We start from the raw sequence: 24,012 nt of genomic DNA on the forward strand, positions 1-24,012 counted from the left end.
ATCCGACGGCCATTACACCTCGCTGACCTGGGCATTCTCTTCGCGATAACGCAATGCTCAGCCGACCGACGGCTACATGCGGGCGAGGTCGGCGGCGCCGACGATGCCGGCGGAGGAGCCGAGGGTGGCCACCACCACGTCGGCTTCCGGCCGGTGCCCGCGGCCCGACAGCCCCGCCCGGTACTGGGCGCGGGCGGGCCCGACCAGCAGGTCCCCCGCGTCCGACACTCCGCCACCGATGACGAACCGGCCGGGGTCGAGGATCGCCGTCAGGCTCGCCAGGCCCTGGCCGAGCCAGTGGCCGATCTCCTCGAAGCACTTCACCGCGGCCGGGTCGCCGTCCTGGGCGGCGGCGGTGACGTCCGGCCCGCTCAGCTCCTCGACGGAGCGACCGGCCAGCATCGTGCGGGCGGCCTCCGGGGACGCGGTGGCCATCTCCTGGGCGACCCGGACGAGGGCCCGTCCGCTGGCGTACTGCTCCCAGCAGCCGCGGTTCCCGCAGCCGCACAGGTGGCCGCCCGGGACCACCTGCATGTGGCCCATCTCGGCGCCGATACCGAACGCGCCGCGGTGCAGCCGACCGTCCAGGACGATGCCGCCGCCGATACCGGTGCCGACGGTGACGCAGACGAGGTCGGCCTGGCCGCGCCCGGCGCCGAAGCGGTACTCGGCCCAGGCCATCGCGTTGGCGTCGTTCTCGACGACCACGGGCAGGCCGACCCGCTCCGCCACGACGTCGCGCAGCGGCTCGTCGCGCCAGGCCAGGTTCGGGGCGAAGAGGACGGTCGACCGGTCGCGGTCGATCCATCCCGCCGCGCCGATGCCCACGGCGCGGACGTCGTACTCCTGGCGGAGCCCGGCGACGAGCTCGGCGATGGCGTCGGCGACCTCGGCCGGGGCATGGCTCGGGGTGGGCCGTCGGGCGGAGGCCAGCATCCTGCCCTGGGCGTCGACGACACCGGCGGCGACTTTCGTCCCGCCGACGTCGACTCCGATCGCCAGGTCGCCGTCCCCCTCGGGGGCGGTCGCTGACCCGGTGGTCACTGTGCGCTCACCTCACATCGATCTTCTGGACGCGGGGTCGGGGCGACCCCGCGGACGTTGTAAGGCCGGCGACCGTCTCACGGCCCCGGCCTGGTGGTGGGAAGCCTGGTGGTGGAAAGCCCGGCGCGGGGAAGGGATCGCGGTCGGTCCCGGCTCCCCGTTCCCGGGCGGCCGGGCCGCCGCTGTCGTGCGGTGCCGCCGCCTGCCCGGGAAGACGGTCTGCGCCGCCACCGTGCCCCGTCTCGGCCGGACGAACCCGATCCCCGGCGGCCGCTTCGCTACGCTCCCGGCCGGTTGCACCATGTCGCGGTCCGGCCGGGTCGGCAGGTTCGCCCGCGGCCTGGCCGCGGTGCCCGCTGGCGCCCCAGACCGTCCAGGCGGCACGTGCCGCCGCGCTCAGTGACACTGCCGCGTCGACCAGGTGGCCCGCGACCTCCACGTGCTCCTCCCGGACACTGGCGAGAACCCGGCAGACCGGGCAGGCGCAGCATGGCCAGGAGCCGTCCCGGCCGCCGTGCGCGTCCGATCCCGCGGCGCCGGGGGCTGTGGCGTTGGCGGCTGCGCCGGTGGGTGCCGTGCCGGCGGGTTGCCCGTCAGCGGTGTCGAAATGACCGCCCGCGGCGTCCGGGCCGCCGTTGGCCGCCGCCCAGTCCCGGACGGCCGCCGCCAGCAGCGCCGCCTCCTGGGCGAGCGAGCCGACGACCTCCCGGGGCACCCCGTCCGACGTGCTCACGCGCGCACCCACTGGGCCGGGTCCGGCACGAACGACACGACGAGGCGCTCCTCGGCCAGCCGGGCGCCTGACACATCACACCGGCGCAGCGCGGCGGGCAGCGGGACGAGCCGCCGGTGCGGGCCGACGCTGACGATGAGGTCGTCACCGACCCGGGCGAGGTCGACCTCCGACCGGTCGACGAAGGGCAGGCCGAACGACATGGCGTAGCCGCCCTCGGTGCGCTCGACCCGCGGGCCCGCCCCCTCGCCGGACCGGTGAACGCTGAGCACCGCGGCCGGGTCGAGGTCTCCGTAGGCCGCGGCACCGAAGGCGGCGAGCTCCTCCAGCCCGAGCGGCTCACCGGCCCGGTAGGCGGCGGTGAGGACGGGCAGCGGCGCGACGAACGCGCCGATCTCGATGAGCAGCTGACGGTGCGCCGCCGCCCAGCCGGCCCGCCAGGCGTCGCCCCCGGCCGAAGCGATCACCCGGTTCGCGACCACCGCGTCCACGCCGATGCCGTGCAGCGCCAGGGCGCTCAGGGTCCGCCGGGCCTGGGCGAGCGCGGCCGTCTCCGGGGTCAGCACCAGGCGCACGCTGGTCACGACGGGATCGGCAAGCAGGGCGCGCATGTCACGCGCCAGGCGTGCCAGCCACGACACCGCCTCGTAGGCGGGCCCGGCGATCGCGGCCACCCGCCCGGTGAGACGGCCCGGCAGCGCCAGCGACGGGCGCATCCAGCGGGCGAGCGCGCCGTCCGGGGAGCCGAGCCGGCGGCAGCCCCACGCGAGCGTCTCCGGGCTCGCCAGCAGCCGCAGCGCGGCGCTGGCCGGCCCTGCGTCGACGACCACGACGTCGTAGCGGTCCGACTCGAGCCGGTCGCGCAGCTCCAGCAGGGTGAGCGCCTCGAGGGCGCCGGGCAGGCCGGCGAGCTCCTCGACCTCCAGGAGGTCGACACCGGCGGCGGGGGCCACGGCCGAGATCAGAGCGCGTAGTTGCGGCCAGCGCTCGGCGAACGCGTGGCGCAGGTCCAGTTGGAGGCCGAACAGCCCGGGTTCGAGCTCGACCTCACCGGGGCCGAGCGGATGGTCGAGGATGCCGGCCAGGCCGGCGGCCGGGTCGGCGCAGACCAGGAGCGTCCGGTGGCCGCRCTGGGCCGCGAGCGTGGCCGTCGCCGCCGCCACCGTCGTGGTCCCACCACCACCCTTGCCCGTCAGGAGCACACACCGCACCGGATGGTCAGCTCTCGGTGAGCTTCTCGACGTGCTTCTTGAGGTCCTTGAGCGCCGCGTCGACGATGCCGCCCTGCACCTTCCGACGGAGCAGGCCGGGGATCTTGATCTTGAGCTCGACGGTGAGGTCGTAGGTCACCTCGGTGCTGCCGTCGCCGAGATCACGCAGCGTGTACGAACCGTCCTGGGTCGACATCGCCTCGCCGGAGACGAGGCTCCAGCTGACGTGCTCGTCGCCCTTCCAGGTGTACTCGTTGACGAACTCGTCCTTCACGACGACGGCGTTGATCCGGAACCGGGCCTGCCGCGGGCGGCCGTCCGGGCCGACCTCGAGGATCTCGGCCTGTTCGATCTGGCCGACCCAGGTCGGGTAGGCGGCGATGTCCGCGATGGCCCCCATGATGACGGCCGGCCTGGCATCGATGACGATCGACGACTGCGCGTGGTCCGCCATAGCCGCCAGCACCTCCACATCTCATCGCCCCGGCGGGGCCTGGTCGAACCCGCCGGCCCTGTCCGGGCCGTGCCGCCGGCCCGTCTCCGCGGGCCGTTCGGCACCCGTTCGGCGACCCGTGTCACGGGCCGCCGGACGATTACCCGATCGATCGTTGAGGCTACCGGAACCCGGGCGCGGGGCCGGGTGTCCTACCACTCGAGGACGTACGGCGCGCCCCGCGCGTTGAAGTGACCGACGTTGACACATCGGGTCGCGCCGATCTCGAGCTCGGCGACCAGGGGCTGGTGCACATGGCCGAACAGCGCGTACCGCGGCTGTGTCGCGTGGATGGCCTCCAGCACCGCGACGCTGCCGCGCTCGAACCGGCGGGCCTCCGTGTCGTAGACCAGCTCCGGGACGTGCGGCGGGATGTGGCAGCACAGGACGTCGACCGCGCCGACCGCGGCCACCTTCGCCGCGTAGGTCTCGTCGTCGATCTCGTACGGGGTGTTCATCGGCGTGCGCAGCCCACCGCCGACGAACCCGAACGTCAGCCCGCCGATCTCGGTGGTCTGGCCGTCGAGGAGGGTGATCCCGTCGCGCAGGAAGTCGGGGTAGAGATGTGGGAGGTCCACGTTGCCGTAGGTGAGGTAGGTCGGCGTCGGGAACGCGGAGAACATGGCCGCGTACTGCCGCCGGATGGCCGCCTCGACGACGTCGGCCCGGTCGCCGTCGACCCCCGCCCAGAGCTTCCTGGACCACTCCCGCGCCTCGTCGAACCGCTGCTCGGTACGCAGTTCGATCATGCGGCCCACCGCCTCGGCACCGAACAGCTCACCCATGATCCCGCGGCCGTGATCGAAGTAGTCGATGAAGAGAATCAGGTCACCGAGGCAGACGAAGGCGTCGGCACCGGCGGCGGCGCCCGGGAGCGCGTCCGACCGTCCGTGAACGTCGCTCACCACATGCACGCGCACGTGAGAGAGCTTAGGGCGAGTCGCGTGCCTTCCACAGCACCCGTACCCGAAAGCGCACAGGCGGGTCGGCGCGGCGGGGGCGAAAAAAGCGGGCGCGGACGGCTCGCCGTGGCCGCGCTCACAGGCTAACGTCACTTGACCAACTTCTCTCCGATCACCGACCGCCCTCCCATCAGTGCCACGCCTCAGTGCCACGCCGCACCAGAAGGCAGCGCCGCGGATCAGCGCCGCACCGGCACGTCACCCCGAACGGCCCGCCGCCAGCCAAGGAGTTCCCGTGCGCGAGTACACCTCTCCCGCCCGAGTCACCGTGGCGGATGACATGACTCTCAGCGATGCCGTGTTCGCCAACGCGTCACGGACACCCGAGAAGGTCATCGTCCGCCACAAGTCGGGCGGCCAGTTCGCCGACGTGACCGCGCGGGAGTTCCGCGATCTGGTGGTCCGCACGGCCGCCGGCCTCGCCGCCCGCGGGGTGCGCCCCGGCGACCGCGTCGCGATCATGAGCCGCACCCGGTACGAGTGGACGGTCGTCGACTACGCGGTCTGGGTCGCCGGCGCGGTCACCGTGCCGGTCTACGAGACGTCCAGTGCCAGCCAGATCGAGTGGATCCTGTCGGACTCGGAGGCCGTTCTCACCGTCGTCGAGACCGAGACCAACGCCGCACTCGTCGCCACGGTGCGCGACCAGGTTCCCACCCTGCGCGAGGTGCTCGTCCTGGACGGCGGCGCGCTCGACGCCCTGGCCGAGACCGGGGCCGCCGCGGGGACCGGCGAGGAGGAGCTCGCCGCCGCGCGGGCCGGGGTGACCGCGGCCAGCATCGCCACGATCATCTACACCTCCGGCACCACCGGCAGACCGAAGGGCTGCGAGCTCGCCCACCGCTCGCTGCTGTTCAACGCGATGAGCTCCGCGGCGACCATGCCGGACCTGTTCACCGAGGACGCGTCCACGCTGATGATCCTGCCGCTGGCCCATGTGCTGGCGCGGACGATGCAGTGCACCATCATCAACAGCGCGCGGTGCATCGCCTACGCGCCGGACACGTCCACGCTGCTGGCCGACCTGGCCCAGGTCCGCCCGAGCTTTCTGCTCGCGGTGCCGAGGGTCTACGAGAAGGTGCACGCCGGCGCCCGTGCCAAGGCCCACGCCGACGGGAAAGGCCGGATCTTCGACGCCGCCGAGGCCACCGCGATCGCCTACAGCGAGGCCCTCGACCACGGCGGGCCCGGCTTCCTGCTGCGCGCCCGGCACGCGTTGTTCGACCGCCTCGTCTACAGCAAGCTGCGGGCCGCGATGGGCGGCCGGATCGACCACGCCATCAGCGGCGGCGCGCCGCTGGGCCCACGCCTCTGCCACTTCTACCGGGGCATCGGGGTTCCGATCTTCGAGGGGTACGGGCTCACCGAGTCCACCGCGGCCGCGACCGTGAACCGGCCCGATTCACTGAAGATCGGCACCGTCGGCCTGCCGCTGCCCGGCGTGACGATCCGCATCGCCGACGACGGGGAGATCCTCATCCGCGGCGACCTGGTCCTGAGCGGCTACCGCAACGACGAGACGGCGGCCAAGGAGGCGCTCGACGCCGACGGCTTCCTGCGGTCCGGCGACCTGGGCTCCCTCGACGAGACCGGACATCTGCGCATCACCGGGCGGAAGAAGGAGCTGCTCGTCACCGCGGGCGGCAAGAACATCGCCCCGGCGCCCCTCGAGCACCGCATCCAGGAGAACCCGCTGATCAGCCAGGCGATGCTGATCGGCGACCAGCGGCCGTTCATCGCCGCCCTGATCACCCTCGACCCGGACGCCTTCGCCTCCTGGCGCGACGCCCACGGCCACCCGTCGACGGTGACCCCCGCCGACCTCGCCACCAACCCGGAACTGCTGGCCGAGGTCCAGAAGGCCGTGGACGCGGCGAACGCCACCGTCTCCCACGCCGAGTCGATCAAGAAGTTCGTGATCCTGCCGAACGACTTCACCGTCGCCGGCGGCGAGCTCACCCCGAGTCTCAAGGTGAAGCGCAACCTCATCATGGAACGCCACGCGGCAGCCGTGGAGTCCATCTACGCGGGGGCCCGGACCGCCTCCTGATCCCCCGCACGCCCCAGCCGAGCATGGCCGGGCCAGGCGCAGGCCGGGCGGCCGCGGGCGGCTCAGGCGAGCAGCAGGTCGCGCAGGTCCGAGGCCAGGACGTCCCAGCGCCAGCGGAGCTCGACCCACGCCCGCCCGGCGGTCCCCATCGAGCGGGCGCGGTTCGGATCGGCCAGCAGGTCGCCGACGGCCCGGATCAGCGCGCGCGGATCGCGGCCGTCCACGACCACCCCCGTCCGCTGGTCGAGGACCGCGTCGGGGGCTCCCCCGCTGCGGCCGGCGACCACCGGCAGCCCGGTCGCCGAGGCCTCGAGGAAGACGATGCCCAGGCCCTCGACCTCGAGCCCCGCGCGCCGGTTGCGGCACGGCATGGCGAAGACGTCCCCCGCCGCGTAGTGGGCCGGCAGTTCCGCCCACGGCACCGACCCGGTGAACACCACGTGCTCGGCGACGTCGTTCTCCCTGGCCAGCCGGGTGAGCTCCTGCCGGTACGGCCCGCCGCCGACGAGCAGCAGCGCGGTGCCCGGGATCCGCCGGCGCAACGCCGGCAGCGCCCGGATCAGCATGTCCTGCCCCTTACGCGGAACCAGACGGCTCACACAGACGACCACCGGACGGCTACCCAGCCCGTAGCGACGACGGGTCTCGTCCCGCCCCTCCCCCGGCCGGAACAGGGACGGGTCGACACCGCTGGGCAGCCGGGCCAGGTCCGGATGCGGACCGAAGGCCGGACCGAGGCGACCCCTGGTGTAGTCCGTGAGGTAGGTGATCACGTCGGTGGTCGCCCCGATGCGCCGCAGCAGTTGCCGCGCGCCGGGCAACGCGGCCCAGCCCACCTCGTGCCCGTGCGTGCTGGCCAGCACCCGGCGGGCGTCGAGATCCCGGCGCAGCCGCGCCCCGAGCAGGCCCAGCGGCGCCGCCGCGCCGAACCACAGCGTGTCGCACTTCTCCGACCGCGCGATCTCCCGCGCGCGACGGAAGACATCCGGCGTGGGCAGCATCAGCGACGTCGGGTGCCGCACCACCGGGAACCGCTGCGCCGCGTCGAACTCGGCGGCCCCCCGCCAGGCAGGGGCATACACCACGATCTCGTCGTCGGGCAACCGCGAGGCGAAATTGTGCACATACGCCTGGATGCCACCGGGCCGCGGAGGGAAGTCATTGGTCACAGCGAGCACCCGCACGCCGCCATGTTCCCGCATCGCCTCCATCAAGACGCAGGTGGGACGCCTCCAACCACGCGGACACCACCGCAGCGCCCCGCCCGCACACAGAGCGCTCTCCCTCTCCCGGACGCGGCCGCACCGCCCGCTCCCCGGGCACGCCCCGGGCAGCGCATCAGCCAGGCGTCAACCGGCGCGGCGGCGTGGCAGGGGCCGGGGCGTTTCCGGGCCGGTCGGCGACCCGCCGGGGGCAAGCCGCAACCTCGGGATGAGCCCGGCATCGGCGAGCACGGCGAGGGCGCGGCGCTCGTCCTCGTCCCACTCCATGCCGGTGGACGGCGGGGCCAGCAGGACGGTCACCACGCAGTCCGCGCACGCGACGTCTCGCACGGCGCACACATCACAGTCGATCAGCATCGTGCTCACCTCTCGGTTCGCCGCCCGGATCCGCCTGGTCTTCCCCGCACCCGGTAGATCACCGAGCCCTGTCGACCACCGCGGAACCGGACACCAGTTCGACGCGAACCACGCTAGGTGAGGGGTCCGACAGTTCCGGACGCCCGAACCCCGTCCCCCATACCCGGCGCCACCCAAGCGTCAACGAACCGTGGCGGCTGAGTAAGTCGGGGCCGGCGGAGAGCTAGCGGTCGAGGCGGGCCAGGAGGGCGTCCGAGGGGACGGTGCGGGCGCCCTGCGAGGCGCAGTTCTCCGCCACCTCGCGGTCGGAGGTCACGACGGCCACCGGTCGGCCGACGGGTTCCGCACGCACGAGATGTCCAATCTCGTCGTCGGCCAGCTCGCCGGGCTGGCTGAAGACGACCCGCACGCCGCGGGGCATCGCGACCCCGACCGGCCGGGCCACCACCGCCGTCGCGTCGAAGACGACGGTGACCTCGGTGTCGAGGGAGCGGCCGGCCAGGGCTCCCAGGCCGGCCAGCAGGCGTGCCCGCTGGGCCTGGAGGGTCAGGGTGCCGTAGCCGCGTTTGGTGACGTTGTAACCGTCGATGATCAGATGCAGGCCGGGGATGGCGAGGACGTCGTCGATGATGGCCGGGTCATCGGCGGAGCGCCCGCGGCCACCGACCGCGGAGAACGGGTCGAAGGCAGCTCCGTTGTCGGAGCGGCCGACCAGGTCGGCGGGCCGCGCGACGGTGGTCGGCAGCGCCAGCTCCCGCCGGACCCCGTTCGCCGCAGCCATCAGCGTGTCGAGCAGCACCCGAAGCCGCGCCTCGTCCAGGCCGCGGGACTCGCGGGTGTCGCGGCGGGTCAGCGAGGCGGCGGCTTCGAGGTCGCCGACCCGCGCGCGCAGCCGCCGTACCTCGGCCTCGCTCTCCCGGGCCGAGGCCAGCGCGGCGTCCCGGGCGGCCTCGGCGGCGAGACTCACCTCCCGGGCGGCGAGCTCGGCGCGGCGGACGCGGTCCGCGGAGGACCGTAGCCGGCGGCGGGCCTCCTCCGCCTCGGCCCGTGCCTGGTCGAGCTGGCCGCGTAGCTGGTCCTGCTCGGTGCGGGCGAGCCGGCGGACGGCTTCGATCTGCTGGTGCAGGCGGTCGATCTCGCGCTCGGCGTCGACGAGCCGCGCGGTGGAGACCGCCTGCTCGGACGAGCGGGCCGCCTCCTCGACGAACTGCTCCCAGTCGGGGAGCCGGAGGATGTAGGCGACCGCCGCGACCTGGGCGGGTGGGGCGGCGGGTGGCGGGCCGCCCTCCCCGGTGATCGCGGCGACCAGATCGGGGTGGGTGCGGCGCACCCATTCGGCCACCCGGCCACGGAACTGCGCGTCGTGCTCGATCGCGGCCGCCAGCGGGACGGCGCCCAGCCGGGCCCGGCGCGACGGCTTGAACCGGCGCACGGCGACCAGGCTCGGGGGGACGACCGCTTCGGCGATGTCGGCCAGGGTCTCGGCGGCGTAGGCCACGACCTGGGCCCGCACGTCCACGGGCAGCGTCTCGTTCATGCGACGGGCCCGGCCTGGCCGGCGGGGGTGCGGACGCTGACTCCCCGTGGCCGGCCGAGTGGTCGGGGCATTACCACTGGCACGGGGGACTCCGGAGCGAACGACGACAGCGACGGTCCAGGGTATCGGTCGGCCAGCACGACCTCTTCGGACACCATCGGTGAATCCGTGCCCAGCCCACCGCGAACGGGCACGCACCGCCGCGGGGTCCGCGTCGGCGGCCGCGAATCCCAACGGGAAGCGGTGTTTCGCCCCCGGTGGGCCGGGGTCGAGGGGCTGCCGCAGGCCACAGGACACGGCGGCGCGGGCCCGGGGCATCACGGCACCGCCGCACCTACCGCATTTCGCGAGCCAGCCGGCCATTGTCTCATGTGATATCCGGCTTATGTAGCCTCGCCCTGTCCGTCCGCACATACCCCGCTTCGAGAGAAACACGGCAATGGCCGTCGAGAGGACACCCGTTGACCGACCAGACCCCTCCTGGCCAGCCCTCCCCCGGTCCGGAGAACCAGGAGACCTGGAGGGCCCCCAACAACTCGTGGCAACAGCCACCGGATGCCGGCGGCCAGGCGGGCGGAGCGCCCGCAGCGGCCGGTGCTCCCGGCGCGGGCCAGGGCGGCCTGCCGTCCACCACCCCGCCGCCGGCGCCCGTGCCGCAGTGGGGCACCGGCGCGCCGGGCCAGGAAGGCGGCGGATGGCCGTCCACCACGCCCGTGGGCGGCGGGGCGGGCGGCGGATGGGGCACGCCACCGGCCGGCGGGCCCAACCCGGACGGTTCGTGGCCCGGGGCGGGACAGCAGCAGTGGCCCCAGCAGGGCACCGATACGCCCTGGGGGCAGCCGGGCCAGCCCGGCACCGGATGGCAGCAGCCCGCCGGCTACCAGCAGGGTGGCACCCAGGGCCAGTACCAGCAGGGCTACCAGCAGCCGGCTGACTACCAGCAGCAGGGGTACCAGCAGCCCGGGTATCAGCAGCCCGCCGACTACCAGCAGCAGGGGTACCAGCAGCCCGGCTATCAGCAGCCCGCCGACTACCAGCAGCAGGGGTACCAGCAGCCCGGCTATCAGCAGCCCGCCGACTACCAGCAGCAGGGGTACCAGCAGCCTGGCTACCAGCAGGGCTTCCCCCAGCAGCAGGGCAACTGGCAGCAGCCCGGCGGCCCGCCACCGGCCCGGCCCCGCCGGAACCCGGCAATGATCATCATTCCGGTGGCCGTCGTCGCGGTCATCGTCCTCGGGGTGGTGATCGCCCTCGCGGCCGGCGGCGACGACTCGAAGCCGACGGCCACGCCGCCGGCGGTCACGAACCTGGACCCGGGCACCGTGCCCACCCTGACGGCACCCGCCGTCCCGGGTACGACGACGGCCCCGCAGCAGCCTGCCGGCCCCGCCGGATGCACGCCGGTCGTGCCGCAGGGCGCGCCGCCCGCGGGCACCCTGACCCTGGGCGGGACGGGCACGGTGGTCGGCACCGCGAGCTCGTCGGTCAGCGACTTCGAGGCCAAGGTGACGCTGAACAGCATCTGCAGCACCACCGGCCCGGCCGCCGACTACTCCGATCCGCCGGTGCAGGGCGCCAACTACATCCTGAACGTGACCGTCGAGACCATCCGCGGCGAGACGACCGCGTCACCGGACGACTTCTACATCCAGACCTCGGACGGCAGCCGCTACGACGGCTCCTTCACCACGGTCGAGCCGAAGCTGTTCACCCTCGACCTGAAGGCCGGTCAGAAGGTGCGCGGCAACGTGGTCATCGACGCCCCGGCGGGTCACCACATCCTGTCCTGGGAGCCGCTGTTCGCGACGCAGCCGGCGAAGTTCCAGTTCTGACGACAGGGGGCCCCGTCCGTGCCCGTTCCACCGGTGAACGGGCACGGACGGGGCCTCGGCGGGGCACCCGTGGCAGAGCTCGACTCGGCTCCGCCACAACCGGCACGGCTCCGCCACAACCGGCACGGCTCGCTCCGGACCCGGCGTGGCCGGATCTAGACCCGGCGCGGCTCCGCCAGGGCCGCCCGCAGGCGCTCGGCGACGTCGTCCATCATCGCCGGATCGGGGTTGTGGTCGGCGAGCGCGAAGCTCATCTGCGACTCCGCGTCGATCGGGAACAGGTGGATGTGGGCGTGCGGCACCTCCATCCCGGCGAGCATCGCCGCGACCCGCCGTGGCTTGAACACCGTGTCGATGGCCCRCCCGACGACAGCCGCGGCACTCCACACCGCGCGCACCGTCTCGTCCGGCAGATCGATCCAGTGATCGATCTCCAGGCGGGGCACGATGAGCGTGTGCCCGGGGCGGACGGGCGCGATGGAGAGGAACGCGACCGCCGACTCGTCCGAGTAGACGATGCGGCCCGGGAGCCCGCCGTTGATGATCCGGGTGAAGACACTGGCCATGGCCGGACCCTACCGAGATCGACCGCGCGGCACCCGACCACGGACGCCGGGGTCGCGGTCGGTCCGGGGAGCCTCTGGTGAGCGCGGCCGGCAGGCGGACCACACCATCCACTATCACACTTGAAACCATATGATAGCGGGCAATAGCGACTAACAGGAAACGTAGCCCGCAAAGAGGTCCAGGAGGACACGCCGGAAGCACTCTGGTGCGCCAACAAACCCGGCCATACGGAATGATGCTCCGGGTGGCGTGGTTTGAGACGAACGGCATCAGGGTCGCCCGTATCAGCGTCGACTGCACCGATGTGGACACGATGGTCCGCTTCTGGTCCAACGCCCTCGGTTACGAGGTCTCCGAGCAGGGCGGCGACTCGGCCGTCCTGCGTCATCCCGCCGGTGCCGGGCCCAAGCTCCTGCTCCGGCGGCGGCCCGAGCCGCGGGCCGCCCGAGGCGAGCAACGACCACCACGATGGGCGGCGCGCCGGGCCGGCCGCCGCCCGGAACCGGAGCAGGACACCGCGGACAAGGCCGGCAACCGCCTGCACCTGGAGCTGTACGCCGTCGACGCGGAGCGGGTGATCGGCTGGCTGTCGTCGCTGGGCGCGCGCCAGCTCGCCCGGTACGAGGCCGACGGGGAGACCGGTTTCGTGCTGCGCGACCCCGAGGGCAACGAGTTCCGCGTGATGAACGCCGGGCCGACCGCCTTCGCCCGGCCGTTCTCCTGAGCCGCGCCGGGCCGACCGGGGACGAGTCCTGTCGTACCCGCGGCCTAGGGTGTCGCCGTGTGCCCAGTCCCTGCGCCGACCGGCGGCGTGCCGCGCCAGGCCAGCCTGGCAGAGCTCGGCCGGCCGCTGTCGGACCTGACGTTCGTCGTCGTCGACCTGGAGACCACCGGCGGCTCGCCGGCGACGAGCGAGATCACCGAGATCGGCGCCGTGCGGGTTCGGGGCGGCCAGATCCTCGGTGAGATGTCGAGCCTGGTCCGGCCGTCGGCCCCCATCCCGGCCTTCATCTCCGTGCTCACCGGCATCACCGACGCCATGGTCGCCACCGCCCCGGGCATCGGCGAGGTCGTGCCGACGTTCCTGGAGTTCGCCCGGGGCGCGGTGCTCGTGGCTCACAACGCCCCGTTCGACCTCGGCTTCCTGCGCGCCGCCGCCACGGCGTGCGGCTACCCGGCCCCGGCCTGGGAGCATCTCGACACGGTGCGGATCGCGCGCCGCGTCATCAGCCGCGACGAGACCCGCGACTGCCGCCTGTCCTCCCTGGCGGCCCTCTTCGGTAGCGCGACCCAGCCGAACCACCGGGCGCTGGCCGACGCCCGCGCGACGGTCGACGTCCTGCACGGGCTGTTCGAGCGGCTGGGCAACCTGGGTGTCACCACGATCGAGGATCTGCACGAGTACAGCGCGCGGGTCTCCCCCGCCCAGCGGCGCAAGCGGCACCTCGCCGACGACCTGCCCACCGGCCCGGGGGTCTACGTGTTCCGCGACGGCACGGGGCGCCCGCTGTACGTCGGCACGTCCCGGTCGGTCCGCTCCCGGGTGCGTACCTACTTCACGGCCAGCGAGCCCCGCACCCGGATGGCGGAAATGGTCGCGATCGCCGAGCGGGTCGACGCGATCGAGTGCGCGCACGCGCTCGAGGCGGAGGTGCGCGAGCTGCGGCTGATCGCCGAGTACAAACCGCCGTACAACCGCCGCTCCCGGTTCCCCGAGCGGGCCGTCTACCTGCGGCTCACCGACGAGCCGTTCCCCCGGCTCTCCCGGGTCCGCTCCGTCGGCGACGGTGTGACGTCGCTGGGGCCGTTCGGCAGCGCGGCGGCGGCCGAGTCGGCGGCCACGGCGCTGCTGGAGGCGATCCCGCTGCGCCAGTGCTCGACCCGGCTCTCGCCGCGCCGTCCGACGGCCGCGTGCGCGCTGGCCGAGCTGGGGCGCTGCGGCGCGCCGTGCGACGGCCGGGAGGGGGTCGCCGAGTACGGCCAACACGTCGCCGCGGCGCGCGGCGCGATGACCGCCGATCCGCGGCCCGTCGTGGACGTGCTGGAGCGGCGCATCGCGCGACTGTCCGCCGACCAGCGCTACGAGGAGGCCGCCGGGGTCCGCGACCGGCTCGCGGCCTACGTGCGGGCCGTCGCGCGCATGCAGCGGCTGACGGCGCTGACCTGCATCGACGAGTTGGTCGCCGCCGCGCCGACCGCCGACGCCGGGTGGGATCTCGCCGTCGTCCGCCGTGGCCGGCTGGTGTCCGCGGCGTCGGTGCCGCGCGGCACCGACCCGAGGCCCTGGGTCGACGCCGTGGTCGCCAGCGCGGAGACCGTCCGACCACTGCCCGGCCCCACCCCGTGCGCCTCGGTCGAGGAGACGGAGCGGATCGGGCGGTGGCTGGCCGGGGCCGGCGTGCGCCTGGTCCGGCTGGACGGCGAGTGGAGCTGGCCGGCGCACGGCGCGATCCGCGCGGCGCGGCGGTTCGACGTCCGCTTCGACGGCGGTTTGGACAGCGGGTTCGACCGCGGGTTCGACTCCCCCACCGACACCCGACGCGGGCGCGCGCCCAGCAGCCCCCGGAGCGGCCGGAGCGGCCGGAGCGGCCGGAGCGGCCGCGAGCCGCGGAAACGCTAGGGGCGCAGCGCTAGGGGCCGCCCCCGTCGATGACGGGAACGGCCCCTCGGTGCTTCAGCGTGCCTGTTCTCGAGTGTGCCTCCGGGTCGAGCCTGGTGGCTTACCTCAGTGCTTGGTCTGACCGCCGCCCACCGCCGAGTCTGCGCCCTCGCCGTCCGCCGGCTTCTCCGACTCCTCGGTGAAGAACCCGCCGACGGCCTTGCCGGCCCGGCGCGCCAGGCCCGTGCCGTGCTGGCCGGTCCCGTTGCCGTGGCCGTCACCGGCCGTGAGCGCGAACCGGTCGTTCGGCACGACCGGGTAGTCGGGCACCGCCGGCGGCTTGGGCCGGTGGTCCTCGACGAACTCGCCGTTGGGCAACTGGCGGATGATGCCCGTCTCGATGCCGTGCGCGGCGATCTCCGCGTCCCGCTCGTTGAGGTGGATGCAGAGCTTCTTGGTGACCACGTAGGCGATCGGCGGCACGACGATCAGCCCGATCCGGCCCGCCCAGGTCATCGCGTTCAGCGAGATGCTGAAGGTGTGGGCGATGATGTCGTTGCCACCGGAGATCCACAGCACCAGGTAGAAGCTGATGCTCATCGCGCCGAGCGCCGTGCGGGTCGGTGCCTCCCGCGGGCGCTGCAGCAGGTTGTGCGACGCCTTGTCCCCGGTGAACTTCGCCTCCAGGAACGGGTAGACCGCCAGCAGCGTGAACAGGATGCCGGGCAGCACCGCCGTCGGCCACAGCACCGCCGGGATGGTGTGGCCCCAGCCGCGGAACTCCCACGGCGGCATGAGCCGGGTGGACCCGTCCAGGAAGCCGATGTACCAGTCGGGCTGGGACGCCGCGCTGACCTTGGCCGGGTCGTAGGGGCCGAACGTCCAGATCGGGTTGATCTGGGCGAGGCCGCCGAGCAGCGCGAGCACCGCGAAGGTCAGCATGAAGAAGCCGCCGGACTTCACCGCGAACACGGGGAACACCCGGTGGCCGACCACGTTGTGCTCGGTCTTGCCCGGGCCGGGGAAGTCGGTGTGCTTCTGGTGCCACAGGATGCCCAGGTGCGCTCCGATGAGGGCGAGCAGCACTCCGGGCACCAGCAGGATGTGCACCACGTAGAGCCGCGGGATGAAGTTCTCACCCGGGAACTCGCCGTTGAACACCAGGAACGACGTCCACGTGCCGATGATCGGGATCGACTGGGCGATCGAGGCCGCGATCCGCAGACCGGTGCCGGAGAGCAGGTCGTCCGGCAGCGAGTAGCCGRCGAAGCCCTCGAGCAGGCCCAGGGTCAGCAGGCCGACACCGATCAGCCAGTTGACCTCGCGGGGCTTGCGGTAGGCACCGGTGAAGAACACCCGCAGCAGGTGCACCACGATCGACGCGACGAAGATCAGCGCCGCCCAGTGGTGGATCTGGCGGAACACCAGGCCGGCCCGCGTGTCGAAGCTGATGTCCAGCGTCGACGCGTAGGCCCGGCTCATCTCGACGCCCTTGAGCGGCACGTACGAGCCGTTGTAGATGACCTCGACGTTCGACGGGTCGAAGAACAGGGTCAGGTAGATCCCGGTCAGCAGCAGGATGACGAAGCTGTAGAGCGCGATCTCACCGATCATGAACGACCAGTGGTCCGGGAAGACCTTGTTCAGGTTGCGGCGGATGGCCGCCTGCGTCCCGAACCGTTCGTCGATGGCCCGGTTGGCCTTGCGCGCCGGCGTCGGCCGCTTCTGGAACTTCGGAGTGGTCACGGAGGCGGGTTCGGCGGTCATGAGCGCTCCCAGAACGCGGCGCCGACGGGCTCGGTGTAGTCCCCGTCACGGGCGATGAAGTAGCCCTCGTCATCCACCGCGATGGCGAGCTGCGGCAGCGAGCGGCTGGCCGGCCCGAAGATCGCCCGGCACCCGTCGGGAACGTCGAACACCGACTGGTGGCAGGGGCAGAGCAGGTGGTGCGTCTGCTGCTCGTACAGGCTGACCGGGCAGCCGGCGTGCGTGCAGATCTTCGAGTAGGCGACGTGGCCGTCCACAGCCCAGTTCTCACGGCCCTCGCGCGGCTTGTTCAGGCCGGGCTCGAGACGGATGAGGATCGTGGTGCTGTCGGCCTTGCTGTGGATGTCCAGCTTGGGCTCGTAGGAGATGCTGCCGTCGGACTCCTTGACCGGCACCGCCGGCAGCACCGTCTCGATGCCGCCGATCGCGACGTCGCCGAGCTTGACGTACCGGCCCTGCAGGTTGACCAGCCGAGCGCCCTTGACCCAGTGGGTGTGGTCGAGCTTCTTGCCGGGCTTGCTGTTGGTCAGGTTGAGCAGCGGGACCACGAGCAGGCCACCGAGGACCGTTCCGGCGCCGAGGAGGCTGCGCCGCAGCAGCGGGTACTTGGCGAGGCCGGTGTCGGCGAAGCCGAGGGCGACCTCCTCCTCGGTGACGGCGATCTCCTCCTGCGAGGAGGTGAACTCGTGGCGCTCCTGCACCGCCTGCTCGTGCGGCATCAGGCGCTTGGCCCAGAGGATCATGCCGATGCCGAGGCCGCCGACGGCCAGGCCGAGGGCGCTGCCCATCGCCGGGGTGTAGTACTGCTTGTGCTTGTCGCCGACGAAGTTGGTGACGATGAAGCCCACCGTGCCGACGACCGAGATGGTGAACCAGAAGGCGATGAGCCGCTCGGCGCGCCGGGAGGCCCGCCGGTCGTACTCCGCGGAGTGCGGGGCCCGGGGGGTGACTCCCCCACCGGCGCCGCCGCCCGCGCCCTGTGCGGTCAGGGTCGACGTCCCGCCCGAGCGCATGACCGTCGTCTCCGGGATACGGGAGGAGTCGGTCTGGTGCGGGGGGGTGCCGAGCACCTCAGGCCCGTCGTGCCCCGCGTCGGGGACGTCGGGGCCGCCGGCCCGGGGGTCGGTGGCGTCCTTGGGGCGCCCGGACGTGTCGACCGGGTGCTTGGTCCTCTTGAAAATGCTGCTCATCGAGTCCTGGTCTGATTTGTCGGCCGGCTCTCCCTGATAGCCGGCGTAGTGCATGCGCCGCTCCGGCGAGTCCGGCGGCAGCTCGCCGCCGTCCGCGGACTCCGGCCCGGTCGGGCCCTGGTTGGCGCTCACAGCTTCTGCCTCGCTCCGATCCAGAGGCAGACGCCGAGCAGCGCGCCGATGCCTATCACCCACGCGACCAGGCCCTCCGGGACCGGCCCGTACTTACCGATCGAGGAACCACCGGGTGACGGGGTGTCCTGGAGGTGACGGACGTACGCGGCGACCGCGACGGCCTCGTCATCGTTGATCTGACCGGGACCGAACACCGGCATCGACTCCGGGCCGGTCCGCATCGCCTCGACGACCTGTTCGGGCGTGGCCTGGCTCAGCGACGGCGCGAACTTGCCGTAGGTGAGCGGGGCGCCGGCGCCGGCGGCCTGGTGGCACTGGGCGCAGTTCGCGAGGAAGAGCTCACCGCCCTCGGCGAGGTCGGCGTCGTTGAGATCCGCCTCCGTCAGCTCGGGCACCTGCGTACCGCCGCCCAGGGTCTGGACGTAGGCCGCGATCTGGTCGATCTGGGTCTCCGAGTACGACGGGGGCTTGCGGTCGGCCTGGGCCGCCGGCGCGGCGAGCGGCATGCGGCCGGTGGACATCTGGAAGTCCACCGCGGCCGCGCCGACGCCGATCAGGCTCGGGCCCTCGGTCGAGCCCTGGGCGTTCAGCCCGTGGCAGGTGGCGCAACCCTGCAGGAACAGGGCGCGGCCCTGGCGCACGGCCTCGTTGGCGTCCGGCGTCTCCGTCGCGTTGCCGCCTGGAGCGAGCACCGTCCACATCACCCCCGTCGCCAGCAGGCCGAGGAGAAGAACGATGGACGACGACCGCCGTCGGCGGCGCGCGGAGGTCGACCGGGATCGCCCGGCGTTCCTCACCGAGATGAGCCGGGGTCTGCCGGCCTCGCCCGCGGACGAGGTCGGGGACGCCGCGGCTCCGGATGCCTTGGATGTGGTCATGTCGCTCACTGGAGGAGGTAGATGGTGGCGAACAGGGCGATCCAGACGACGTCGACGAAGTGCCAGTAGTACGACACGACGATCGCTGACGTCGCCTTCTCAGGCGTGAACCGCCCGTAGGTCGACCTGGCCAGCACCAGAACGAAGGCGACCAGCCCACCGATCACATGCAACCCGTGGAAGCCGGTGGTCAGGTAGTACACCGACCCGTAGCCGTGCGACGCCAGGGTGAACTCGTTCTCCTTGAAGTACTCCCAGGCCTGGCCGCCGACGAAGACGATCCCCATCAGCAGCGAGATCAGGTACCAGCGGCGCAGGCCGATGACGTCGCCGCGCTCGGCGGCGAAGACCCCGAGCTGGCAGGTCACACTGGATAGGACCAGGATCACCGTGAAGAACAGCGCATAGGCGACGTGCAGGTGCACGGGCCCGATCTCGGACCCGGCCGGGTCGCCGGTGACCGGCGGCCAGTTGCCGCTGTTGACCGAGCGGATCGTGTAGTACATCGCGAACAGGGCCGCGAAGAACATCAGCTCCGACGACAGCCACACCACTGTGCCGACCGAGACCATCGAGGGACGGTTGGCCGCCGGGTGCGCTGGAGGAGCCTTCTCGAGGACAGGGGCTGAGGCCACGACGGTCATTCTGGCATGTGACGCCACACGCGCCACCGTAGGTTCGACAATCGGTAGGACTACACGGCGTCGACGACGCCCGGATCGCGGCCCGGCGCGGCCGGAAATTTTGCTCCTCAGCGTCGAAGCTCCTGCTAATACGCAGGTTCTGGTACCTGACGAGACGCCGGCCACGTCCGGTGGTAACCCGGGAACCCGCCCGTTGTTGTGTCCCTCACCCAGGGCGGGGCGGCGCGCCGAGGGTGGCCCGGACGGCTCAGTCCGCGAGGGCGGCGAGCGCCCGGACACCCTCCGCGGGGAGGGTGATCCCCTCCTCCGTTCCGGGGTCGACGGCAAGCATGAGATCACCGGCGGGCCACGTCCGCAGCAGCGCGGCCAGTGGCACCCGGCGGTAGCGCCCGACGCTCGGCAGCGCGTCGACGAGGCGCCGCTCCGAGGTGAAGGTGGGGACGAACTGCTGACCGTCGGGCTGCTCGGCGACGGGCAGCCGCACCACGCGGGCATCGCCGTTGTCCCTGGCCGGGTCGCTGACGTCCGGAACGAGGACGTCGGAGGTGGCCAGGGCACCCAGGGCGGCCGAGTCGTCGTGGTCAAGCGCGAGCCGGTGCAGGGCATTGCCCGCCCGGGTCGTCCCGTCGTTGGCGTCGTCGGTCACAGCGGGCTCCTGTCGATCCGGGAGTCGTGCCTTCTGTGGCCTCGCATACCCGGCTCCGCCCGCGTGTACCCGGCTCCGGCCCGAGATGGGCGGCCGCGGCCGTCAGCTCGGCAGCGCGAGATCCGCGATCAGGCTCCGGCGGACGGCGCCGACGATGGGGGTCGCGTCACTGTAGGCGGGATGATCGACCACCAGCTCCGCGGTGACCTCCGGGTCGCGGAACGCGTCCCTGGTGCCGTCGGTGAGCGGGAACCGGAGCATGTGGACCGACACCGTCTCGCTGGGCTGATCGGGGTCCTCGTCCACGCCCGGGATCTCGACGGCGGGCACGGTGACCCCGCCGATCTCCAGCGCCACCCGGCGCTGGACGCCGGAGAGACGGGCCAGCTCGTCGCGCACGGCCTCGACCTGGTTGAGCTCGATGAACATCGTGGCGGTCAGGGCGTGGCTGGACGGCAGCAGCCGCGAGTAGGCCTCGACCTCGTGGGCGACCTCCCCGGGGGCGGTGAGCCGCTCGGTGTAGACCATCTCCTGCACCTGGTAGCGCAGCGTCTCGGCGTTCTCGAACTCGAAGAGCAGGATGTCGCCGACCCGGACGCGCCGCTCGGCGCGGATCGGGAGCATCCTCGAGCGGGCCTGGACCCGCTGGGCGGAGTAGGCCGTGTGGTCGGTGGTGATGTCGGCGGCGGTGAACGCCATCGTGCGCAGCGTCATCGTGCTGGCTCCCTCCCCGTCGCGAGGACGCATCGACCTCGACGGCCGTCCGGCCGTACTGGGGGTATCCCCGGAGTACCGGATGTACCGGGTGTAACGGTCTTTCGGGTGTTGCCGAGGTGCCGGATGCCCGGGGCCCCGAGAGGGCCGGGTGGCGGGCCCGGGGTGACCCCGGGCCCGCTCCGCGCGCCGCTCAGGCGTCAGCGGTCTCCTCGGCGACCACCGCGTCGAGGGCCTTCTTGAAGCGACCGGCGTGGGTCTTCTCGGCGCGGGCCAGCGTCGAGAACCAGTCGGCGATCTCCTCGAAGCCCTCCTCGCGGGCGGTCTTCGCGAAGCCCGGGTACATCGCGGTGAACTCGTAGGTCTCGCCGGCCACGGCGCTGGCGAGGTTCTTCGACGTGTTGCCGACCGGCTCGCCCGTCGCCGGGTCGCCGACCTCGGCGAGGAAGTCCATGTGCCCGAACGCGTGGCCGGTCTCGCCCTCGGCGGTGTCACGGAACAGGGAGGCCGCGTCGGTCAGGCCCTCGATGTCCGCACGGCGGGCGAAGTACAGGTAACGACGGTTGGCCTGGCTCTCGCCGGCGAACGCCTCCTTGAGGTTCTCGTGGGTCTTGGTGCCGTCAAGCTTCGGCATGCGGTACTCCTCCTACGTGATGGGTGTCGGGTCCTACCGTCGGCCCGGGAGATTGCCCTCGCCGGCGGTCTGACACTCCGGGCACAGGCCCCTGAACTGCAGGTCGTACCCGGTGATCGTGAAACCGGACCGGCGCGCGATCTCGGCCACCATGCCGTCCGGGACGGGGTGGTCGATGTCCGCGGCCCGGCCGCACCGCTCGCACACGGCGTGGTCGTGCCGGCTGGTGTTGGCGTCGTACCTGGCGGCCGCGCCGTCCCCGAGGTTGAGCTCGAGGGCGTGCCCGGTCTCGACGAGCAACGCGAGGGCGCGGTAGACGGTCGCGCTGCCGATCCCGGGGGCCGCGAGTCGCACACGCTCGTAGACCTCGGCCGCCGTCGGATGGTCCTCGGCGGCCTTCAGCACCTCCAGCACACGGGTGCGCTGGGGGGTGAGACGTAGTTCGGTCCGCTCCGGCATCGATCACGTCCGTCATCGGTCGGCGCCGCCCGGGGCGTTCGTCCCGCGTCCCGGTGCCGTGTGTCGGTGTGTCCGCGGCAACGGGCGAACGTCGGGACTGGCGCTCGGACAAACATTGAGAACGAGTCTCAGTATCGCGTGCATCACCACCCGATGGCAAACCCCACGGGCGTCCGCCCCCGAACGGCATGACCGTACCCACCGCCCGTCGCGTCCCGTGAAGCCGGATGGCGTCGCGCCTGGCGGGCGGCGAGCAGATAGCCTTCGGGACGGATACCGGGACGGTGCGACACCCGCCGCCACGCGCCGGGCCTCCGTGGCGACGCCCGGGGCCGCCCGGCGGGGACCGGTGCCCGCGCAGTGCCGGTACCGGCAGTCGTTCCCGATCGCCGACCACGGCGGTCGCCCATCGAGAGGCCCGTGGACGCCATGAGCACCGTCCTCGTGTACGCGAGCAAGGCCGACGTCCGAGAGCGCGTCCTGGCCGCGCTCGGGCGCCGTCCCGCACCCGACCTCGACGAGCTCGAGCTTGTCGAGGTCTCCGACGCGGAGACGCTGATCGACGCCATCGACCACAGCGAGGCGGACCTCTGCATCCTCGACGCAGAGGCCACCCCCTCCGGCGGGATGGGGCTGGCCCGGCAGCTCAAGAACGAGGTCGCCGACTGCCCGCCCATGCTGCTGCTCGTCGCCCGGCGCGACGACCGCTGGCTGGCCACCTGGTCGCAGGCGGACGCGGTGGTCGGCCACCCGATCGACCCGGGCGAGCTCACCGACGCGGTCGTCGGGCTGCTGCGCGCACGGGCCGGCGGAGTCGCCGTCCGGCGCCCGGTGGTCAACGTCCGGCACCACTGACGCCCGGCAGCACCGATCCACCAGGCCGCACCGAACCACCCGGCCGGCGCGACGACGCGGTCGTGCCCGGCCACCGGACCCACGCGAACAACGACTGCAGACGGACACGACATGACGAGCACCGCCTCGGAGCCGCGGGCGACGACGGCCGCGGCCTCCCCCCTCCCGACGGCCGCCTCTTCCCCGGCCGAGTCCCCCTCCCCGGGCGTCACCGCTGCCGGGGGGGCCCGGGCCACCGCCGAGAGCTGGCCGGATCTGATCACCGACCTGATCGCCGGGCAGGCGCTGACCGCCGGCCGGACGGCGTGGGCCATGGAGCAGATCATGGGCGGGCTGGCGACGCCGTCCCAGATCGCCGGCTTCGTGGTGGCGCTGCGGGCCAAGGGTGAGACCGCCCAGGAGATCGGCGGGCTGGTCCGCACGATGCTCGGCTTCGCCGAGCCGCTCACCCTCAGCGAGGAGCTGCGCGCCGCCGCGGTCGACACCTGCGGAACCGGCGGCGACCGCTCGAACACCGTGAACCTGTCGACCATGGCCGCGATCGTGGCGGCCGGCGCCGGGGTCACCGTGGTCAAGCACGGCAACCGCGCGGCGTCGTCGGCGAGCGGGTCGGCCGACGTGCTGGCCGAGCTCGGCATTGTCATCGACCTGCCGCCGGCCGGGGTGGAGGCGTGCCTGGCCGCCGCGGGGATCGCCTTCTGCTTCGCCCCGGTCTTCCACCCGGCGATGCGGCACGTCGGCGCCACCCGCAAGGAGCTGGGGGTGCAGACCGCGTTCAACATCCTCGGCCCGCTGGCGAACCCGGCGCGGCCGGGCGCCCAGACGATCGGCGTGGCCGACGCGCGGCTGGCCCCGGTCGTCGCCGACGTGCTCGCCGAGCGGGGAACCCGGGGCCTCGTCTTCCGCGGCGACGACGGACTGGACGAACTCACCACGGCCACCACGTCGACCGTGTGGGTCGTCCAGGCGCCCGACCAGGCCCCCGGCCCTACGTCCGGCCGCACGCCGGGTTCCACGGCCGGCTCCGTGGCCGGGAGCGCGTCGGAGGCCGCGGCGGTGCGCCGCTCCCGGGTTCGTTCGGAGCACTTCGACCCTCGCGACCTCGGCCTCGCCCCGCCGGACACGACCGCGCTGCGGGGCGCGGACGCCGCCTACAACGCTTCCGTGGCCCGGGCCGTGCTGCGCGGGGAGACCGGGCCGGTCCGCGACGCGGTGCTGCTCGCCGCGGCCGCGACCCTGGTCGCGGTGGACGGCCCCACCGACGCCCCGGTGGCCGAGCAGATCGCGGCCCAGCTCGGGCGCGCCACCGAGGCCGTCGACTCCGGTGCCGCCGCGGCTGCGCTGAGCCGCTGGGCCGAGGCCAGCCAGCTCGCGGCGACGGCCCGGGGCTTGAGCGGCTCCGTCTAGCAGGGCCCCGTCAGGGCCGTCCCCACCCGCCCGAAAACGACTCAGGGGCCGCGGTTCCAGGTGATGACCTGGAAC

The 24,012-nt window shown here is 73.0% G+C and carries 23 protein-coding genes; 6 read left to right on the plus strand and 17 right to left on the minus strand.

Annotated elements, in window-relative coordinates:
- Window positions 1–72: 72 nt before the first annotated feature.
- The 5 genes from BBK14_RS11840 to BBK14_RS11860 form a co-directional block, all read right to left on the minus strand.
- Window positions 73–1,044, minus strand: coding sequence for an ROK family glucokinase (locus tag BBK14_RS11840; protein ID WP_071061917.1), 972 nt, complete (start codon window positions 1,042–1,044; stop codon window positions 73–75).
- A 7-nt stretch (window positions 1,045–1,051) separates the two neighbouring features.
- Window positions 1,052–1,777: a hypothetical protein gene (locus BBK14_RS11845; protein WP_071061982.1), complete on the minus strand. Its 726-nt coding sequence runs from the start codon at window positions 1,775–1,777 to the stop codon at window positions 1,052–1,054.
- Entirely contained in the window at window positions 1,774–2,988 is a 1,215-nt protein-coding gene (locus BBK14_RS11850) for an ArsA family ATPase (protein ID WP_275078474.1), read from the minus strand. Before BBK14_RS11850 ends, BBK14_RS11845 begins: the two co-directional genes overlap by 4 nt.
- 7 nt (window positions 2,989–2,995) lie before the next feature.
- On the minus strand, window positions 2,996–3,442 hold the full coding sequence (locus BBK14_RS11855) for an SRPBCC family protein (RefSeq protein WP_020459429.1): 447 nt from the start codon (window positions 3,440–3,442) through the stop codon (window positions 2,996–2,998).
- A 191-nt stretch (window positions 3,443–3,633) separates the two neighbouring features.
- The gene (locus BBK14_RS11860; protein ID WP_071061920.1) at window positions 3,634–4,401 is read right to left on the minus strand and encodes a metallophosphoesterase family protein; all 768 of its coding nucleotides are present in this window, start codon (window positions 4,399–4,401) and stop codon (window positions 3,634–3,636) included.
- A 277-nt stretch (window positions 4,402–4,678) separates the two neighbouring features.
- Between BBK14_RS11860 and BBK14_RS11865 the strand changes: the two genes are divergently transcribed.
- The gene (locus BBK14_RS11865) at window positions 4,679–6,493 is read left to right on the plus strand and encodes an AMP-dependent synthetase/ligase (protein ID WP_071061922.1); all 1,815 of its coding nucleotides are present in this window, start codon (window positions 4,679–4,681) and stop codon (window positions 6,491–6,493) included.
- Between the two features lie 62 nt (window positions 6,494–6,555).
- Here BBK14_RS11865 and BBK14_RS11870 read toward each other — a convergent pair whose 3' ends face one another.
- The 3 genes from BBK14_RS11870 to BBK14_RS11880 form a co-directional block, all read right to left on the minus strand.
- Window positions 6,556–7,677, minus strand: a complete 1,122-nt coding sequence (locus BBK14_RS11870) for a glycosyltransferase family 4 protein (RefSeq protein WP_071061985.1) — start codon at window positions 7,675–7,677, stop codon at window positions 6,556–6,558.
- Window positions 7,678–7,842: 165 nt separating this feature from the next.
- A complete protein-coding gene (locus BBK14_RS11875) occupies window positions 7,843–8,073 on the minus strand; it encodes a hypothetical protein (RefSeq protein WP_071061988.1) in 231 nt (76 codons plus the stop codon).
- Between the two features lie 223 nt (window positions 8,074–8,296).
- On the minus strand, window positions 8,297–9,610 hold the full coding sequence (locus BBK14_RS11880) for an NYN domain-containing protein (RefSeq protein ID WP_071061924.1): 1,314 nt from the start codon (window positions 9,608–9,610) through the stop codon (window positions 8,297–8,299).
- Between the two features lie 461 nt (window positions 9,611–10,071).
- On the opposite strand from BBK14_RS11880, the gene BBK14_RS11885 reads away from it, so the two are divergent.
- Window positions 10,072–11,442: a DUF4352 domain-containing protein gene (locus tag BBK14_RS11885; RefSeq protein WP_071061926.1), complete on the plus strand. Its 1,371-nt coding sequence runs from the start codon at window positions 10,072–10,074 to the stop codon at window positions 11,440–11,442.
- 155 nt (window positions 11,443–11,597) lie between these two features.
- Here the strand turns inward: BBK14_RS11885 and BBK14_RS11890 are convergent, their stop codons facing one another.
- Window positions 11,598–12,008: an HIT family protein gene (locus BBK14_RS11890; protein WP_071061928.1), complete on the minus strand. Its 411-nt coding sequence runs from the start codon at window positions 12,006–12,008 to the stop codon at window positions 11,598–11,600.
- Between the two features lie 233 nt (window positions 12,009–12,241).
- Here BBK14_RS11890 and BBK14_RS11895 point away from each other — a divergent pair, with 233 nt between their 5' ends.
- Window positions 12,242–12,733: a VOC family protein gene (locus BBK14_RS11895; protein ID WP_041253893.1), complete on the plus strand. Its 492-nt coding sequence runs from the start codon at window positions 12,242–12,244 to the stop codon at window positions 12,731–12,733.
- A gap of 57 nt (window positions 12,734–12,790) precedes the next feature.
- Window positions 12,791–14,629 (plus strand): DEDD exonuclease domain-containing protein, encoded by a 1,839-nt coding sequence (locus tag BBK14_RS11900; protein ID WP_071061930.1) that lies wholly within the window; start codon window positions 12,791–12,793, stop codon window positions 14,627–14,629.
- Window positions 14,630–14,734: 105 nt separating this feature from the next.
- Here BBK14_RS11900 and qcrB read toward each other — a convergent pair whose 3' ends face one another.
- The 8 genes from qcrB to BBK14_RS11940 all read right to left on the minus strand — a co-directional run bounded on the left by qcrB (window position 14,735) and on the right by BBK14_RS11940 (window position 21,675).
- Window positions 14,735–16,375, minus strand: coding sequence for a cytochrome bc1 complex cytochrome b subunit (gene qcrB / locus BBK14_RS11905; protein ID WP_071061932.1), 1,641 nt, complete (start codon window positions 16,373–16,375; stop codon window positions 14,735–14,737).
- Window positions 16,372–17,697, minus strand: a complete 1,326-nt coding sequence (qcrA, locus tag BBK14_RS11910) for a cytochrome bc1 complex Rieske iron-sulfur subunit (RefSeq protein ID WP_071061935.1) — start codon at window positions 17,695–17,697, stop codon at window positions 16,372–16,374. Before qcrA ends, qcrB begins: the two co-directional genes overlap by 4 nt.
- A complete protein-coding gene (gene qcrC / locus BBK14_RS11915) occupies window positions 17,694–18,578 on the minus strand; it encodes a cytochrome bc1 complex diheme cytochrome c subunit (RefSeq protein WP_071061991.1) in 885 nt (294 codons plus the stop codon). The genes qcrA and qcrC overlap by 4 nt, the downstream gene beginning before the upstream one ends.
- A gap of 5 nt (window positions 18,579–18,583) precedes the next feature.
- Window positions 18,584–19,222 carry an aa3-type cytochrome oxidase subunit III gene (gene ctaE, locus BBK14_RS11920; RefSeq protein ID WP_020459416.1) on the minus strand — a complete coding sequence of 213 codons (639 nt, stop codon included), beginning with the start codon at window positions 19,220–19,222 and terminating at the stop codon, window positions 18,584–18,586.
- A gap of 247 nt (window positions 19,223–19,469) precedes the next feature.
- Complete coding sequence (locus BBK14_RS11925) at window positions 19,470–19,868, minus strand: SseB family protein (RefSeq protein ID WP_041253891.1); 399 nt, start codon at window positions 19,866–19,868, stop codon at window positions 19,470–19,472.
- Window positions 19,869–19,970: 102 nt separating this feature from the next.
- The gene (locus tag BBK14_RS11930; RefSeq protein WP_041255682.1) at window positions 19,971–20,567 is read right to left on the minus strand and encodes a DUF3501 family protein; all 597 of its coding nucleotides are present in this window, start codon (window positions 20,565–20,567) and stop codon (window positions 19,971–19,973) included.
- Window positions 20,568–20,775: 208 nt separating this feature from the next.
- Window positions 20,776–21,216: a rubrerythrin family protein gene (locus tag BBK14_RS11935; RefSeq protein ID WP_020459414.1), complete on the minus strand. Its 441-nt coding sequence runs from the start codon at window positions 21,214–21,216 to the stop codon at window positions 20,776–20,778.
- Window positions 21,217–21,249: 33 nt separating this feature from the next.
- The gene (locus BBK14_RS11940) at window positions 21,250–21,675 is read right to left on the minus strand and encodes a Fur family transcriptional regulator (RefSeq protein ID WP_071061938.1); all 426 of its coding nucleotides are present in this window, start codon (window positions 21,673–21,675) and stop codon (window positions 21,250–21,252) included.
- A 429-nt stretch (window positions 21,676–22,104) separates the two neighbouring features.
- Here BBK14_RS11940 and BBK14_RS11945 point away from each other — a divergent pair, with 429 nt between their 5' ends.
- Together BBK14_RS11945 and trpD are read left to right on the plus strand one after the other, a co-directional pair.
- Entirely contained in the window at window positions 22,105–22,530 is a 426-nt protein-coding gene (locus BBK14_RS11945; RefSeq protein WP_071061994.1) for a response regulator transcription factor, read from the plus strand.
- 111 nt (window positions 22,531–22,641) lie between these two features.
- Window positions 22,642–23,937 carry an anthranilate phosphoribosyltransferase gene (gene trpD, locus BBK14_RS11950; protein WP_071061941.1) on the plus strand — a complete coding sequence of 432 codons (1,296 nt, stop codon included), beginning with the start codon at window positions 22,642–22,644 and terminating at the stop codon, window positions 23,935–23,937.
- Window positions 23,938–24,012: the final 75 nt, after the last annotated feature.

Origin of the sequence: Parafrankia soli, assembly GCF_001854695.1 — a bacterium.
GTDB lineage: Bacteria > Actinomycetota > Actinomycetes > Frankiales > Frankiaceae > Parafrankia > Parafrankia soli.